The organism is Kosakonia sp. CFBP8986 (assembly GCF_034044935.1).
Classification (GTDB): domain Bacteria; phylum Pseudomonadota; class Gammaproteobacteria; order Enterobacterales; family Enterobacteriaceae; genus Kosakonia; species Kosakonia cowanii.
Map to the genome: position 1 here is coordinate 740,873 of NZ_JAXCXB010000001.1, position 12,814 is coordinate 753,686.

Genomic DNA, 12,814 nt, shown 5'->3' on the forward strand with positions numbered 1-12,814 from the left:
AGTTTTTAAAGTTTACGCAATAACAGCCTGTTGCGCGCCTGTTGTGCATTATTTTTCTAAGTCGTTGCCAGAACGTTAAGTTTCGCCCACGATAGATTCACTGAAACACACTTTTGCACGGGGGTAAAAATGATCACGCTGTGGGGACGGAATAATTCGACGAATGTCAAAAAAGTGCGCTGGCTGCTGGATGAACTGGAGCTGCCATATGAGCACATTCTGGCGGGCCGGGAGTTCGGCGTTAATCACGATGCTGAATATCTGGCGATGAACCCTAACGGGCTGGTGCCGCTGCTGCGCGACGACGAAACCGGTGCCGTGCTGTGGGAATCGAACACCATTGTTCGTTACCTGGTCGCGCAGTATGGTCAGAGCCGCCTGTGGCTGGAGTCACCTGCCGCGCGGGCGCAGGGAGATAAGTGGATGGACTGGTCGCTGAGCATGCTGGCTCCCAAGCACAGCCCACTGCTGATGAACCTGGTACGAACGGCACCAGAAAAGCGCGATCAGGCGGTGATTGCGTCGTCAAAAGAGGCGCTCGATGGCGCGTTACAGCTGCTTGATAATGAACTGGCCAATACGCCATGGCTCTCGGGCGAAGCGTTTGGCTGTGGCGATATCGCCGTCGCACCGTTTATCTATAACCTGTTTAATATTCCCGGCCTGAGCTGGGCGCCGCACCCGCATGTGCAGCGCTGGTATGCGCAGCTTTGCGAGCGCCCGGCGTTTCGCCATAACGTGATGATCCCGGTAACGTGATGGCTTGATTGCCGGACTCACCTTCCACAACTCGCCGTTGCTCTCGTCGGTTAAGACATACAAATACCCATCCGGGCCAACGCGCACATCGCGAATACGGTGATTGCGATCGCGTAGGCCGGATAAGCGCCAGCGCCATCCGGCAAGACAAACCGCACCTGGCCTACACCGGATAACTGCGCGCCATCCGGCAATAACACGCCGCGATTACGATGCCGGACTCACCTTCCACAACTCGCCGTTGCTCTCGTCGGTTAAGACATATAAATACCCATCCGGGCCAACGCGCACATCGCGGATACGGTGGTTACGATCGCCAAGAATGCGGCCATCTTCGCTCACCTTGTTGCCATCGACGCTCATCACAATGACATCCTTATCCTTCAGCGCGCCGATAAAGAGTTTGTTCTTCCACTGCTTGAAGGTGTCCGAATTATAAAAAGCCATGCCGCTGACCGCCGGCGACTCCTTCCAGTAGAAAATTGGCTGTTCGGTTCCCTCGACAATGCCGCCTTTCGCTTCCGGGATCTTCAGCCCGCTATAATTGATGCCCCAGGTGGCAATCGGCCAGCCGTAGTTTTTACCCTTTTCAGGCACGTTGATCTCATCCCCGCCGCGCGGGCCGTGCTCATTCAGCCACAGCGCCTGGCTCCACGGGTTGATCGCCATCCCCTGTGGATTACGGATGCCGTAAGACCAGATCTCCGGTCGTGCACCCTGCTTGCCTGCAAACGGGTTATCCTCCGGCACCTTGCCCTGATCCGTCAGCCGCACCAGCTTGCCCTGCAGCTTATCCAGCTCCTGCGCCGTCGGCCGCTGATTGTTCTCACCCAGCGCTATCCACAGATAGCCTTTGCCATCAAACACCATGCGACCGCCAAAATGGTTACCGGTCGAAAGTTTTGGCTGCTGGCGGAAAACGGTCTGGAACTGCTCAAGCTGTTTACCATCGTCGCTCAGGCGACCAAAGCCGACGGCGGTGCCCGCTTTGCCATCCTGCCCCGCTTCGGCATAGCTCAGCCATACGCGCCTTGATGAGGCAAAATCGGGTGCCAGCGCCACATCCAACAAGCCCCCTTGTCCCTGCGCCCACACTTTTGGCACACCGCTTATCGGATCGGAAAGCCCCTTCCCCGCCTGCCAGTGGCGCAGCTCGCCACCGCGCAGGGTGATCAGCATTCCGTCGTCACCGGGTAAAAAGGCAAGGGACCAGGGGTGATCGAGTTTTGTTTGCAGGACATCGACGTTGACCGCAGCCGGGGCGGCGAGCACAGAGGTTGAGAGAAAAAGTAATGACAGGGGAAGATGGCGCATACGGCACTCCTTTATTAAGCGGTAAGCCTGGATAAAGGTTAGCCATCGATTTCGCGGCTGGGTTTGCTTTTACAAAAGCTTAAGCATAAAGGGGAGCGGGCTCCCCTTATGATTCTGGGTGCGGAAGCGGCTCACGCTTCAGCAAGCGGAGAGTGCTCATTCAGATATTGAATGCTGTAATCAAGGATATTGAGCGAACGCTCCAGCTTGTCGACGTTCACGGAGATGAAATTGGCGCAATCTCTTCGCCCGGTCATCAGTGAAACGGCGGCGGAAGAGAGCGCCTCTTCAGCACTGTACATGGCGCTACGCGTATCGCGATCCTGTATCTCTTGCAGTCTTTCGCTTTTATCGCGGATCTCTAGCGCCAGGGCAAAAAACATCTCACGCAGACGATCGTTTTCGTTGACCGACATATACCCTTTCGCTTTGCGCATCTGGATATAGGCCGCAAGGTCTGTTCTGGCAGTCATCAACTTCATTAATAAACGACGAGCGAGTTCATCAGCGGTCATACTTTTACCTCCCTTGTCAGCCATTGGGCAGATCAATAGTATGGCCGCTTTTTGACCAAAAGCATGGCTTTGGTCAATAATATTATTCTTTTGACGATCTTTTACACAGGCCGCGCCAGCACTGGGCTGGGCTGCCGTTTCGCTTGTTATAAAAGCGCTTCGCGACGTCAGGAGATAAGGAGAATGAAAGCAGTCTCTTACCCGCTGCAAACCACCGTAAAAGTGATCCGTGACTATCGCTCGGCCTATCCCGATCCGCTGACTATCCGCGAGGGGGAAAGAGCACAAATTAGTCACTGCGATTTGCAATGGCGCGGCTGGATTTGGGTGACATTAGAGTCGGGAAAAGCGGGCTGGGCGCCGCAGCAGCTCTTTACGCCAGTCAGCGCCCATCAAGGTGTCTGCCAGCAGCCCTACTGCGCACACGAACTCACCGTGCAAACCGGTGAGCAACTTACGGTGCATCAGAGCCTTAACGGCTGGTATCTGGCAGAAAAAGCGGACGGCGACCTCGGCTGGGTACCGCAGGAGCACATCGCGCTTGTGTAAGGCTGGCGGTTTACCAGCGCGTAGCCTGCATATCGATAACAAAGCGGTATTTCACATCGCCTTTCAGCATGCGGGCGAAAGCGCTTTCGATCGCTTCACCGCCAATCATCTCCACATCCGCCGTGATGCCGTGCTGGCCGCAGAAATCGAGCATCTCCTGCGTCTCACGGATGCTGCCAATCGACGAGCCGCTGATGCTTAAGCGGCGAAACACCATCGGCGTGATGTTGGGTGACGCATGGGGTTGATCGGGAATACCCACCAGCACCAGGCGGCCGTTGGTTTTCAGCGTCGCCAGGTAGGGGTCGAGATCGTGCGGTGCCGCGACGCAGTCGATAATGAAATCCAGCGAGGTGTGGCAGGCGGCCATTTGCGCGGCATCGCGCGAAACAACCACGCGTTTTGCGCCGAGACGGCGGGCATCTTCGCCCTTCTCCGGCGAGGTGGTAAACAGCGTTACTTCGGCACCCATCGCGCTCGCCAGCTTAACCGCCATATGCCCTAACCCGCCGAGGCCGACAACGCCCACCGCATCACCCGCTTTAACGTTGAAGTGGCGCAGCGGCGACCAGATGGTAACGCCTGCGCAGAGCAGCGGTGCAACGCCCGCCAGCGGCAGGTTTTGCGGCACCGAGACGACAAAATCCTGATCGACAATTACGCTCTCGGCGTAACCACCCCAGGTGCTGTCGCCGGTGTATTTATCAATCCCGTTATAGGTGGCGGTAAAGCCCGCTTCGCAATACTGCTCTTCATGCTGTTTGCAGAAGTGGCATTCACGGCAGGAGTCCACCATCACCCCGACACCCACAATATCGCCGACCTGAAAGGCCGACACGCCCGCGCCGGTGGCGCTGACGCGGCCGACAATCTCATGTCCCGGCACCAGCGGATAGCGGCTTACCGCCCACTCGTTGCGCGCCATATGCAGATCGGAGTGGCAGACGCCGCAGTAAAGAATGTCGATTTTCACATCCTGGTTTTGCAGCGGGCGAAGGGTAATGTCGCCGGACGTCAGCGGTTTTGCGGCATCGACCGCGACCAGTGCATTGATTTTCATAAGGCCTCCAGGTTGGGCTGGCGTTAATAACGTGAAGGCGGCAGACTATAGTCCGCAAGGTTCACAATTGATAGTAGTTACCATTTGGTGACCACAGATGAGGGCTTCTTATGCCAGCCTGGGTTGACGGCAAACTCTTTTTCTACGCGGATTCGCCGCCGCGCCGCCTGATGGATCTCTTCTCCGTCAAATGGAGCACGATGGTGCTGCACGCGCTCTACCACTGGCCTGATGAGCGCGCCCGCACCGGCGAGTTGCAGCGCAGCCTGCAGGGGATCTCCAAAAAAATGCTCTTCCAGACGCTAAAAGAGCTGGAGCAGCGCGGCCTGATCGCCCGCTACGTTTATGACATTGTCCCGCCGAAAGTCGATTATCGCCTCACGCCGCTTGGCAAAACCTTCGCCGGGCCGATTGAGCAGATGTACCAGTGGGGGCTGGAGAACCAGGCCGCGCTGGATGAGATGGAAGCCCATTACCGTAAAGCACAGGGCTAAAACGCACAGGAGCGTAAATGGAGATAGTTTTAATGCGTCATGGCGAGCCTGAATTCAGCGCTCAGCAGGGTTCCGCACGGGTCAAAGCCACGGACATGTCCGGCTGGATTGCAGGCTATGATGCCTCCGGCGTCACTGGCGAACCCGATTGCCACGCCGTTCTGGCGGATAAACGCCGCGCTTTTATTATCAGCAGCCCGCTGCCGCGTGCACGTGCGTCGTTACAGGCGATGAACCTCACCCCCGATCTGATAGCCGACGATCTGCATGAAGCGCCCTTACCGGTATTTAACCTCCCCTGGCTTCGCCTCTCGCCGCAGGCGTGGCTGGTGCTGTTTCGCCTCTGCTGGCTCAGCGGCGCGCTGGCCGGGCCGGAATCCAAAAAGCAGACGATGCAGCGGGCAGAGAAAATGGCGCTTACGCTGATCGCCCATGCGCAGCAGCATGAGCGCGTGCTCAGCATGGGGCACGGGGTGATCAACCGGCTGATTGCGCGCGAGCTGGAAAAGGCAGGCTGGGCAAAACGCGAGCACACCGGAAACGGCTACTGGTCATCAGTAACGTTCACTGCCGCCGGATGTGATAACCCGGCGGCATAATCAGAGCGACTGTTTCTCCGCCTGCGAGAGTTGAAGTAACGCCGCCTGTAGCGAGGTGGCGAACATCGCCCCGTGCGTCAGGCCGGGGAATAAGCGGTAAGTAGCCGGGACGCCATGCTGATCAAGCTGCGCAAGGGTGCTGCGAACGCGCGGCAGCACGCCAGACTCGCTGTTCTCATCCTGCGCGCGGCGATCCCCGTCCCCCTCCATCAGATAAAGGTGCTTGCCCGCCGCCTGCTGCGGCGAGACCGCTTCCATCGTTTTCAGCAACTGAAAATCATTGCGCGCCAGCGAAGGCACGGCGGAAAAAGTAGTGGTGAAAAAGGAGGAGGAGAGCCAGCTCTCCAGCACGAACAGCCCGCCGTAGGAGTGCCCCCAGAGCCCGCGCTGCGCCGGGTTAATAGCAATCCCCTTTTCAACCGCTGGCGCGATGCTCTCTTCCAGAAGCTGGCGAAAGGCGTTACTGCCACCGCCCGCTCTGCCGCGCAGCTGCTGCGTGTCGGTGCCCGGCGGCGTGTAATCATACGCCCGGCTATCGAGATCGAATGGCAGATCGGTTTGATACCCGACCGCCACCAGCACCGGCGGATTGGCAGCGAAGAGTTGTTGTAAAAACGCCTCCGAAAGCTTATCCATCGCCGCGTTGCCATCCAGCATATAGAGCACCGGAAAACCACCGGGCGGTGCGCTTTTATTGGGTACGCCTGTCCACACGTTGTAGTGACGTTTGCCATCCCGGGAATCAAACTGTTTTTGCGTAAAGTGATAGTAAGCAGAGCCGCGATCGGCGATGTTCGGCCCAAGCGGTGCCATATCCGGCCTCGCATAAGCTGTTTGCCAGGCAAGCAGCAGAAGCAGCGCCGCCAGGCGCACGGCGTGAAAACGGTAAAGCATGAACCCATTCTCCCTGTACATCAGCCGCGCGGGCTGAAGATAACATCAGGGGTGAGACGTTAATGGGAATCATTATTGATTGCAACAGGGAAGCGGCAGCGGATGTTGCTGCCCTGCCCTTTTACGACTCCGGGTGGCTCCCTGCCAGCTCCTGTGCGAGCCGCCACTGCTCCTCAATCGGCGTCACCGTACGTTTGCGTTCATTAACCGAAAGCGTTGGCTCGGTCCAGAGGAAAGGAAAGAAGGCGTAAACCTGCTCGCCGCCGAGCGTTCGCACCTCTTCCCGCCAGTTGGGCCAGCGCACCGTCTGGTAGAAGAGCGCTAGATCGCCGCACAGCGCCCACTCAACAAACGCGGAGTAGCCCACTTCCAGCCCTTCCCAGGCCAGCGCATCCGGCGCGAAGTAGTAGACGTTGCCGATATCCTCTCCAAGCCCGCCGCCGTTGAGGGCAAAAAAGCCGCCCGACGCATCATCGGCAATCAGTAAGGCAGCGAAAGATCCCGCGTCTGTCGCCGTTTGCGTCCAGCTCATCGGGTCGCGCGCCAGCCGCGCACTGCCGGAGCCGAGGATACGCAGCCAGCCATCATCAATCAGCAGCCCGCCGGTTTCATACACCAGCGCTCCCAGCGGCGAGCGGGTGGTAACCTGTAATTGCAGCAGCGCCTGTTCTGCGTTGCCCTCATCTTTCGCCAGCACCTCGTAAGGGTTGCTGGCCGCGTTAAGCCACTCCTGCACCACCGCCCAGCCGGGATCGTGCACATCGATAAGTTCAGTTAAGGTCTTCATCCGCTCTCCTGCAGGCGAGGTAAAAATCTCTGCCATCATACCGGAAAGCGACGCGCCAATAAGGCTGCGAGGCCGCTTTGCACCCTACCAAAATCTGCCTTGCCGCGGCGCATTTTGAACAGAAGCTCTACGTTCAGTGCAGCGAAAGGGCGGAGAAGATGAGTAACAGCGCACCGCCCACCACATTTACCCCTTTTTTGAGCCGTGCCGGATTGGCTTTTTTCGCCGAGAAGACCAGCACGTTGCTCAACGCAATCAGCCATGCGCCCATCACCAGCACATGCACGGTGGCCAGCAGCAGATAGTGGCTGACATCGCCGCGGCTGCCGGCAAATTGTGACACCACGGTGAGATAAAAAACGATCGCTTTCGGGTTGAGCACGTTTGCCAGCCACGCCTCTTTCAGCGTCACCGTCGGTCCGTCCGCGCGTAGCGTCATCTCACTCGTCTTTAACCCGCTGCGGATTAGTTGCACGCCAAGCCACATCAGATACGCTGCCCCCGCATATTTCAGGACGTTAAACAGCGCGGGAGAGGAGACAAGGATCGCCGTCACCCCAAGGCCAATCAGCAGCGCATGGGTGTAGATGCCGAGCGCGGTGCCCGCCAGCGTGCGTAGCAACCCACCCCGCCCGCCGGCCAGCGCGCTGTTCATCGCCAGCGTAAAACTCGCGCCCGGAGAGAGCGCGACGGGTAAAAGCACGGGGATAAACCCCATGATGTTGATTTCCATTACATCCCGTTTCGTTAAGCCGGAGATGACTCCCGCGTTTCGCCAGCAGGGATCTCATCTACGGCGCTGTAAATGGTAAGACCCCGCTCGCGCCCGATGCGCACATCGTTATCGGCACCCGCTGAGTCGCCGGGCAGGCGTAAAATGGCATCGCAGTGTTGAATCAGGCGATGGGCGACGGGGTACAAAAAGGTCTGGCTAATCTCATCGCCAATCTTCTTCGACCCTGCAGCTTCCGCCAGCGGCATCGCCAGCCATTCGCCAATCACCGGCGTATGGCCTTTTTCGAACACCTTCGCGGCAACTCGCGTCATGGCATCCAGATTCTGTTTGATTAACGCGTCATCACCGTTGGTGCCGCTGCGTACGGGTCCGGCAATTAAAATAAGCATGGCGTGCATGGTTTCCCCTGTAAACTGCGTAAAATTAGGATCGTCAGGCTGACAACCGGCACGCTAACATGCATAATCGTGCAATATCAAGATCAATCGTGTAAGGGGAAAACGTGTTATCCAGTCAACGTAAGCAGAAGATACTTGAGATGCTGGCGCGTGATAAGCAGGTATTGTCCCGTGAATTAAGCCAGCACTTTGCTATCTCTGAAGACTCTATTCGCCGGGATTTACGGGAGTTAGCGGCAGATGGCTTGCTGCAACGCGTGCACGGCGGCGCGCTGGCGGTGTCGGCAGCGATTGCGCCATTTGAAGCACGCAAAAGCGTGAACATTCATGCAAAACGCGTCATCGCGCAGAAAGCAGTCAATCTTATTCAGCCGGGCAATATCGTCATCATCGACGGCGGTACCACCTCGGAAGAGATGGTCACCCTGCTGCCACCGGATTTGGCCTTTACCGTGGTCACCCATAGCCCGACCATTGCCGCCGGATTGATTAACCTGCCAAATGTGGACGTGATCGTTATCGGCGGGCAGTTATATAAACACTCGATGGTCACCGTGGGCGCATCGATGATTGAGTCCATTCGCCGCATCAATGCTGACCTCTTTTTTATGGGCGTCACCGGTGTGCATGAGCAGGCAGGCTTTACCACCGGCAACTATGAAGAGGCCTGCGTGAAGCGCGCACTTTCGGAGCGCGCGGCGGAAACCGTGGTGCTGGCGTCGCCGGAGAAGATCAACTCTGCTTCGGCCTTTGGCATCGGCGACCTGACGCTCGCCAGCACGCTGCTGGTCGATGAGCCGCTCGATGAGAAGATGAGCGCCCTGTTCCAGCAGTTGCAGATCAGCGTGCTGTAGCGGAGGCGCTTTCGATGGTTGATGCCGACGGCTTTATCACCTGTTTACCCGACACCCCGCTGCAACCGGCGTTTCGCCCGGTGGTCGATGAGGTGATCGGCCTGCTCCACGCCCGGTTCGACGCCCTCGTGCACAGCATTTACCTCTACGGCAGCGTGGCGAAAGGTGCGGCGGTGGCAGGGGTCTCGGATCTCGACGTCTGCCTGATTACCCGGCGCGCGCTGAACGCGGCGGAACATGATGGTCTCCGGGAGATAGCCGCTCGCGCGCAGGCATTGCATCCGGTTATCAGCAAAGTCGATTTTGACTGCGGCACGCTGGCAGAGGCGCTGGCCCCGGAAAATCAGTTCAGCTGGGGTTACTGGCTTAAGCACCACTGCCGCTGCGTGGCGGGCGAGGATCTCGCGAGCCGTTTTTCGCGTTTTACCCCCTCGCGCGAGATTGCCGTAGCGGTAAACGGTGATTTCATTCCCGTCCTGCAAGGCTACCTTCAGCAGCTGGCAGAGGCGAGCGATGCACGGCTGCTTCAGCGGGCGGCGGCGCGTAAACTGCTGCGCGCAACCAATCTGTTACGCCGCGCAGAGGATAACGACTGGCCCGAGACGCTGGAGGAGTACGCCAGCCGGGTTATACAGCGCTCTCCGCAGCAGCAGCAGGCCATTGGCTGGCTGCTGCAACAGTGCCATACGCCAGAGGATGACACGGCGCACTTCACCGCCAAGACTAACGCGCTGATGCGCTGGCTGGAGGAGAGTCGCCGCTAGCGGCTCGCTTCATACTCTATCGCTTCGCGGATGGTCAGCAGCGCTCCGCGCAGGGTGTCGATAGCGACCGAGCCAAGGGCAACGCGCAGCGCCTGCGGCGTCGATTGCGCCGTGCAGAAGGGTTCCGCAGTTGAGAGAGAGATATTGCTATCCATCAACTGCCTGGCTATCCGATCGGCGCGCGACTCCTCAGAGAGCGGCAGCCAGGCAAAGTAAGAGTCGGGGTGGGTTACGCACGGCAGACCGGCCAGCGTTTCTTGCAGCATGCGCTGGCGCAGCCGGGCATCTTCCCGCTTACGTTTTTCGAGATCGGCCACCGTCCCCTCCTCTATCCAGTGGCTGACCAGTGAGGTCATGAGCGACGGCGCATTCCACGTCGTAGCGCGGATGGCACGCTCCAGCGCAGGCCGCAGTTCAGGCGGGCAGATCACCGCTCCGACCCGCAGGCCGGTCGCTACATTTTTTGAAAATCCGCTGACATAAACCGTCCTTTCCGGCGCAAAACAGGCGAGCGGCGGCGGCGCGCGGCGAGCCAGCCAGGCGTAGGCGGCATCTTCAATGATCAACAGATCGTGAGCACGGGTGATAGCGGCCAGCGTTTTGCGCGACGGGCTGTTCATCACCCAGCCCAGCGGGTTATGCATTGTCGGCATGGTATACACCGCGCGAATACGCCGCTGCTGGCAGAGTTGGTGCAATGCGACCAGATCCGGGCCATCCTGCGCTGCCGGAATTGCCACCAACTCCAGATGATAAAGCGCGGCCAGCGCCTTAAAACCGGGATAGGTCAGCGCGTCCACCGCCACCACATCGCCCGGTTTAAGCAGCCCCATAACCGTAATGGTCAAGCCGTGCTGCGCGCCATTCACCAGCAGTAGATTTTCAGCCATCGGGCGAAACGCGCCCTGCGTGAAGTGCGCGGCGAAGACCTCTCGTTCGGTGATCCGCCCGCCATGAGGCTGATAACGCAGATGCGCCTCAATATTGCCCTCCACTGCCGTGCGTTTGAGGGCCTCGCGCAGCAACTCGCCCTGCCCGCTCACCGACGGGTAGTTGAAGTTGAGATCCAGCACGTCGCTGGCGACGGCAAGCTGATCGATGCCGTGACCGGGAGGAAGGGCAATCTCTCTGACAAAGGTGCCGCGGCCGGTTTCACCGCTGACCAGCCCCATCGCTTCCAGCTCACGATAGACGCGGGTGGCGGTCGCCAGCGAAATATGTTCCTGCCCGGCGAGGCAGCGGTGCGTCGGTAAACGCGTGCCGGGCGGCAGCTCGCCGGTACGGATCTGCACAGCGAAGCGATCAACCAGCTGTTTGTAGCGCGCTTTCATCGAATGTATCCATGACAATAATTTGATTGTCGTAAGTGCCTCAACCTACCATTCAGCCCATCAATGCTCAAGCTCCCACTAATTAGTGATAACGAGGTCAAGATGGCAAATTCCGTGCTAAACAAACCGGCGCACTCTGCGTTGGCAGGCTGGCTCAACGGCCTGCTGGGGGTAGTGATTTTCAGCGGCTCGTTACCCGCCACGCGCATCGCCGTGCTGGAGATGTCGCCCTTTTTCCTCACCTTTCTGCGCGCCTCGCTCGCCGGGTTGCTGGCGGTTCTCCTTGTTTGTGTTTTGCGCGAACCACGCCCGCAGCGCGCGCAGCTTTTCCCCCTGCTGATCGTCGCCTGCGGCGTGGTGATTGGTTTTCCGCTTCTGACGGCGCTGGCGTTACAGCATGTCACTTCCGCCCACTCGATTCTCTTTCTCGGCCTTCTGCCGCTCTGCACGGCGATTTTTGCGGTGCTGCGCGGCGGCGAGCGGCCAAAGCGCGCCTTCTGGCTCTTCTCACTGCTTGGCAGCCTGCTGGTGGTGGCCTTCGCGCTGGCGCAGAGTCATGCCGTTTCGCTGACCGGCGATCTGCTGATGCTGGCAGCAGTGGTAGTGTGCGGGCTGGGCTATGCCGAAGGAGCAGCCTTAACCCGCACGCTTGGTGGCTGGCAGGTGATCTGCTGGGCGCTGATCCTGTCGCTTCCGGTGATGCTGCCCGCCGCCTGGCTGACGCAACCCGCAACGCTTGTTGATATCAGCGCGCAAGCCTGGTGCGCACTGGGCTACGTCTCGCTCTTCAGCATGCTGATCGGCTTCATCTTCTGGTACAACGGCCTCGCCCGCGGCGGGATTGCCGCCGTCGGCCAGCTACAGCTGTTGCAGCCCTTTTTCGGTCTTGCCCTCTCCGCCCTGCTGCTCAACGAGCGTGTCAGCCCGCTAATGTTACTGGTGACGCTGGGGGTTATCCTCTGCGTAATTGGCTCGCGAAAGTGCGCCCGCTAATTCAGGCAGCTTATGCCGGGCGTCGATGATGGGTATAACGGTAGGGAAAGAGGTATACACGAGGAGAAGTAAATGATTTCAAAAGAGAATGCCGAGCACTATAACTGGGGCGAGGGGTGCGACGGCTGGTACCTGGTGAAGCGGCCAGAGATGATGATCATTCATGAGAAAATGCCCGCCGGAACGCAGGAGCAGCGCCATTATCACTCCGTCTCGCGGCAATTTTTCTTTGTGCTCAGCGGCGTGCTGACAATGGAACTGGAAGGTGAAAAGCAGCACATTGCTGCCCAACAAGGGATTGAGATCCCGCCATTAGCGAAACATCAGGCGCGAAATGATTCTGATGCGGCGGTTGAGTTTATTGTCTTCTCTCACCCGACCCCGCGCGGTGACCGCACCGATGTCGCGGAGCAGGAAAAGAGCCAATGATAAACCAGAGCGCGGAAGCAATACGTATTCTTACCGCAAACATCCACGTGCCGTATGGCATTTTCAGCATTATTGACGGCAGCGGTTACTTTCCCCCGCAGGCCTTTCTGAATGCGTTCTTTTTACAAGGCTGCGATCCCTGCGACCAGGATTGCCGGATGGGCACCTGGCGCCCCTTTGCGCTCACTTCTGAGGAGTATGCCACCGTTAAAAAGTGGTGGCTGGTGACCAATGAAAACGCGGTGGTCTCAGACCTTGGCTGTGCATGCTGGGATGACTGGGTGCAGGAGATTCTAAATAATTGAGTGTTTGGGTTACTCTTTTTTCAAGTTAAGGTA

17 protein-coding genes and 1 pseudogene are annotated in these 12,814 nt (G+C 58.6%); 9 read left to right on the forward strand and 9 right to left on the reverse strand.

What is annotated here, in order from left to right; all coding sequences use genetic code 11:
* Window positions 1–129: 129 nt before the first annotated feature.
* On the forward strand, window positions 130–759 hold the full coding sequence (locus SOM48_RS03415) for a glutathione S-transferase family protein (protein WP_320511432.1): 630 nt from the start codon (window positions 130–132) through the stop codon (window positions 757–759).
* Window positions 760–768: 9 nt separating this feature from the next.
* Here SOM48_RS03415 and SOM48_RS03420 read toward each other — a convergent pair.
* The 3 genes and pseudogenes from SOM48_RS03420 to SOM48_RS03430 all read right to left on the reverse strand — a co-directional run.
* Window positions 769–876: pseudogene (locus SOM48_RS03420) on the reverse strand (PQQ-dependent sugar dehydrogenase); the annotation flags it as partial.
* Window positions 877–966: 90 nt separating this feature from the next.
* Window positions 967–2,073 carry a PQQ-dependent sugar dehydrogenase gene (locus tag SOM48_RS03425; RefSeq protein WP_320511433.1) on the reverse strand — a complete coding sequence of 369 codons (1,107 nt, stop codon included), beginning with the start codon at window positions 2,071–2,073 and terminating at the stop codon, window positions 967–969.
* 131 nt (window positions 2,074–2,204) lie between these two features.
* Window positions 2,205–2,588, reverse strand: a complete 384-nt coding sequence (locus SOM48_RS03430) for a biofilm formation regulator BssR (RefSeq protein ID WP_128483300.1) — start codon at window positions 2,586–2,588, stop codon at window positions 2,205–2,207.
* 183 nt (window positions 2,589–2,771) lie between these two features.
* Between SOM48_RS03430 and SOM48_RS03435 the strand changes: the two genes are divergently transcribed.
* Window positions 2,772–3,137 (forward strand): SH3 domain-containing protein, encoded by a 366-nt coding sequence (locus SOM48_RS03435; RefSeq protein WP_320511434.1) that lies wholly within the window; start codon window positions 2,772–2,774, stop codon window positions 3,135–3,137.
* Between the two features lie 10 nt (window positions 3,138–3,147).
* Here the strand turns inward: SOM48_RS03435 and SOM48_RS03440 are convergent, their stop codons facing one another.
* Window positions 3,148–4,197, reverse strand: a complete 1,050-nt coding sequence (locus SOM48_RS03440; protein ID WP_320511435.1) for an NAD(P)-dependent alcohol dehydrogenase — start codon at window positions 4,195–4,197, stop codon at window positions 3,148–3,150.
* Window positions 4,198–4,307: 110 nt separating this feature from the next.
* On the opposite strand from SOM48_RS03440, the gene SOM48_RS03445 reads away from it, so the two are divergent.
* Both SOM48_RS03445 and SOM48_RS03450 read left to right on the forward strand, forming a co-directional pair.
* Window positions 4,308–4,691 (forward strand): winged helix-turn-helix transcriptional regulator, encoded by a 384-nt coding sequence (locus SOM48_RS03445; protein ID WP_128483303.1) that lies wholly within the window; start codon window positions 4,308–4,310, stop codon window positions 4,689–4,691.
* Window positions 4,692–4,708: 17 nt separating this feature from the next.
* On the forward strand, window positions 4,709–5,290 hold the full coding sequence (locus tag SOM48_RS03450) for a histidine phosphatase family protein (protein WP_320511436.1): 582 nt from the start codon (window positions 4,709–4,711) through the stop codon (window positions 5,288–5,290).
* Here the strand turns inward: SOM48_RS03450 and SOM48_RS03455 are convergent, their stop codons facing one another.
* From SOM48_RS03455 to SOM48_RS03470, 4 genes are all read right to left on the reverse strand, one after another.
* Window positions 5,291–6,184, reverse strand: coding sequence for an alpha/beta hydrolase (locus tag SOM48_RS03455; RefSeq protein ID WP_320511437.1), 894 nt, complete (start codon window positions 6,182–6,184; stop codon window positions 5,291–5,293).
* Between the two features lie 121 nt (window positions 6,185–6,305).
* Window positions 6,306–6,971 (reverse strand): DUF2625 domain-containing protein, encoded by a 666-nt coding sequence (locus tag SOM48_RS03460; RefSeq protein WP_288882241.1) that lies wholly within the window; start codon window positions 6,969–6,971, stop codon window positions 6,306–6,308.
* Window positions 6,972–7,104: 133 nt separating this feature from the next.
* Window positions 7,105–7,704: a LysE family translocator gene (locus SOM48_RS03465; protein WP_320511438.1), complete on the reverse strand. Its 600-nt coding sequence runs from the start codon at window positions 7,702–7,704 to the stop codon at window positions 7,105–7,107.
* A 14-nt stretch (window positions 7,705–7,718) separates the two neighbouring features.
* Window positions 7,719–8,105, reverse strand: coding sequence for an NUDIX hydrolase (locus SOM48_RS03470; protein WP_054804097.1), 387 nt, complete (start codon window positions 8,103–8,105; stop codon window positions 7,719–7,721).
* A 104-nt stretch (window positions 8,106–8,209) separates the two neighbouring features.
* Here SOM48_RS03470 and SOM48_RS03475 point away from each other — a divergent pair, with 104 nt between their 5' ends.
* Together SOM48_RS03475 and SOM48_RS03480 are read left to right on the forward strand one after the other, a co-directional pair.
* Window positions 8,210–8,959, forward strand: coding sequence for a DeoR/GlpR family DNA-binding transcription regulator (locus tag SOM48_RS03475; RefSeq protein ID WP_320511439.1), 750 nt, complete (start codon window positions 8,210–8,212; stop codon window positions 8,957–8,959).
* A gap of 14 nt (window positions 8,960–8,973) precedes the next feature.
* Window positions 8,974–9,723, forward strand: coding sequence for a nucleotidyltransferase domain-containing protein (locus SOM48_RS03480; protein WP_320511440.1), 750 nt, complete (start codon window positions 8,974–8,976; stop codon window positions 9,721–9,723).
* On the opposite strand, the gene SOM48_RS03485 is transcribed toward SOM48_RS03480, so the two are convergent.
* The gene (locus SOM48_RS03485; RefSeq protein ID WP_320511441.1) at window positions 9,720–11,054 is read right to left on the reverse strand and encodes an aminotransferase-like domain-containing protein; all 1,335 of its coding nucleotides are present in this window, start codon (window positions 11,052–11,054) and stop codon (window positions 9,720–9,722) included. The genes SOM48_RS03480 and SOM48_RS03485 overlap by 4 nt on opposite strands.
* Before the next feature lie 102 nt (window positions 11,055–11,156).
* On the opposite strand from SOM48_RS03485, the gene SOM48_RS03490 reads away from it, so the two are divergent.
* The 3 genes from SOM48_RS03490 (at window position 11,157) to SOM48_RS03500 (ending at window position 12,781) form a co-directional block, all read left to right on the forward strand.
* On the forward strand, window positions 11,157–12,047 hold the full coding sequence (locus SOM48_RS03490; RefSeq protein WP_320511442.1) for a DMT family transporter: 891 nt from the start codon (window positions 11,157–11,159) through the stop codon (window positions 12,045–12,047).
* Between the two features lie 72 nt (window positions 12,048–12,119).
* A complete protein-coding gene (locus SOM48_RS03495; protein WP_312478239.1) occupies window positions 12,120–12,476 on the forward strand; it encodes a cupin domain-containing protein in 357 nt (118 codons plus the stop codon).
* Window positions 12,473–12,781 carry a hypothetical protein gene (locus tag SOM48_RS03500; protein ID WP_320511443.1) on the forward strand — a complete coding sequence of 103 codons (309 nt, stop codon included), beginning with the start codon at window positions 12,473–12,475 and terminating at the stop codon, window positions 12,779–12,781. Before SOM48_RS03495 ends, SOM48_RS03500 begins: the two co-directional genes overlap by 4 nt.
* Window positions 12,782–12,814: the final 33 nt, after the last annotated feature.

Excerpts from the sequence above, each read along its gene's own strand:
- SOM48_RS03455 (WP_320511437.1), bottom strand. The coding sequence starts at position 6,184 with ATGCTTTACCGTTTTCACGCCGTGCGCCTGGCGGCGCTGCTTCTGCTG.
- SOM48_RS03490 (WP_320511442.1), top strand. The coding sequence starts at position 11,157 with ATGGCAAATTCCGTGCTAAACAAACCGGCGCACTCTGCGTTGGCAGGC.
- SOM48_RS03480 (WP_320511440.1), top strand. The coding sequence starts at position 8,974 with ATGGTTGATGCCGACGGCTTTATCACCTGTTTACCCGACACCCCGCTG.
- SOM48_RS03435 (WP_320511434.1), top strand. The coding sequence starts at position 2,772 with ATGAAAGCAGTCTCTTACCCGCTGCAAACCACCGTAAAAGTGATCCGT.
- SOM48_RS03425 (WP_320511433.1), bottom strand. The coding sequence starts at position 2,073 with ATGCGCCATCTTCCCCTGTCATTACTTTTTCTCTCAACCTCTGTGCTC.
- SOM48_RS03500 (WP_320511443.1), top strand. The coding sequence starts at position 12,473 with ATGATAAACCAGAGCGCGGAAGCAATACGTATTCTTACCGCAAACATC.
- SOM48_RS03415 (WP_320511432.1), top strand. The coding sequence starts at position 130 with ATGATCACGCTGTGGGGACGGAATAATTCGACGAATGTCAAAAAAGTG.
- SOM48_RS03450 (WP_320511436.1), top strand. The coding sequence starts at position 4,709 with ATGGAGATAGTTTTAATGCGTCATGGCGAGCCTGAATTCAGCGCTCAG.
- SOM48_RS03440 (WP_320511435.1), bottom strand. The coding sequence starts at position 4,197 with ATGAAAATCAATGCACTGGTCGCGGTCGATGCCGCAAAACCGCTGACG.
- SOM48_RS03495 (WP_312478239.1), top strand. The coding sequence starts at position 12,120 with ATGATTTCAAAAGAGAATGCCGAGCACTATAACTGGGGCGAGGGGTGC.
- SOM48_RS03460 (WP_288882241.1), bottom strand. The coding sequence starts at position 6,971 with ATGAAGACCTTAACTGAACTTATCGATGTGCACGATCCCGGCTGGGCG.
- SOM48_RS03470 (WP_054804097.1), bottom strand. The coding sequence starts at position 8,105 with ATGCACGCCATGCTTATTTTAATTGCCGGACCCGTACGCAGCGGCACC.
- SOM48_RS03485 (WP_320511441.1), bottom strand. The coding sequence starts at position 11,054 with ATGAAAGCGCGCTACAAACAGCTGGTTGATCGCTTCGCTGTGCAGATC.
- SOM48_RS03465 (WP_320511438.1), bottom strand. The coding sequence starts at position 7,704 with ATGGAAATCAACATCATGGGGTTTATCCCCGTGCTTTTACCCGTCGCG.
- SOM48_RS03430 (WP_128483300.1), bottom strand. The coding sequence starts at position 2,588 with ATGACCGCTGATGAACTCGCTCGTCGTTTATTAATGAAGTTGATGACT.
- SOM48_RS03445 (WP_128483303.1), top strand. The coding sequence starts at position 4,308 with ATGCCAGCCTGGGTTGACGGCAAACTCTTTTTCTACGCGGATTCGCCG.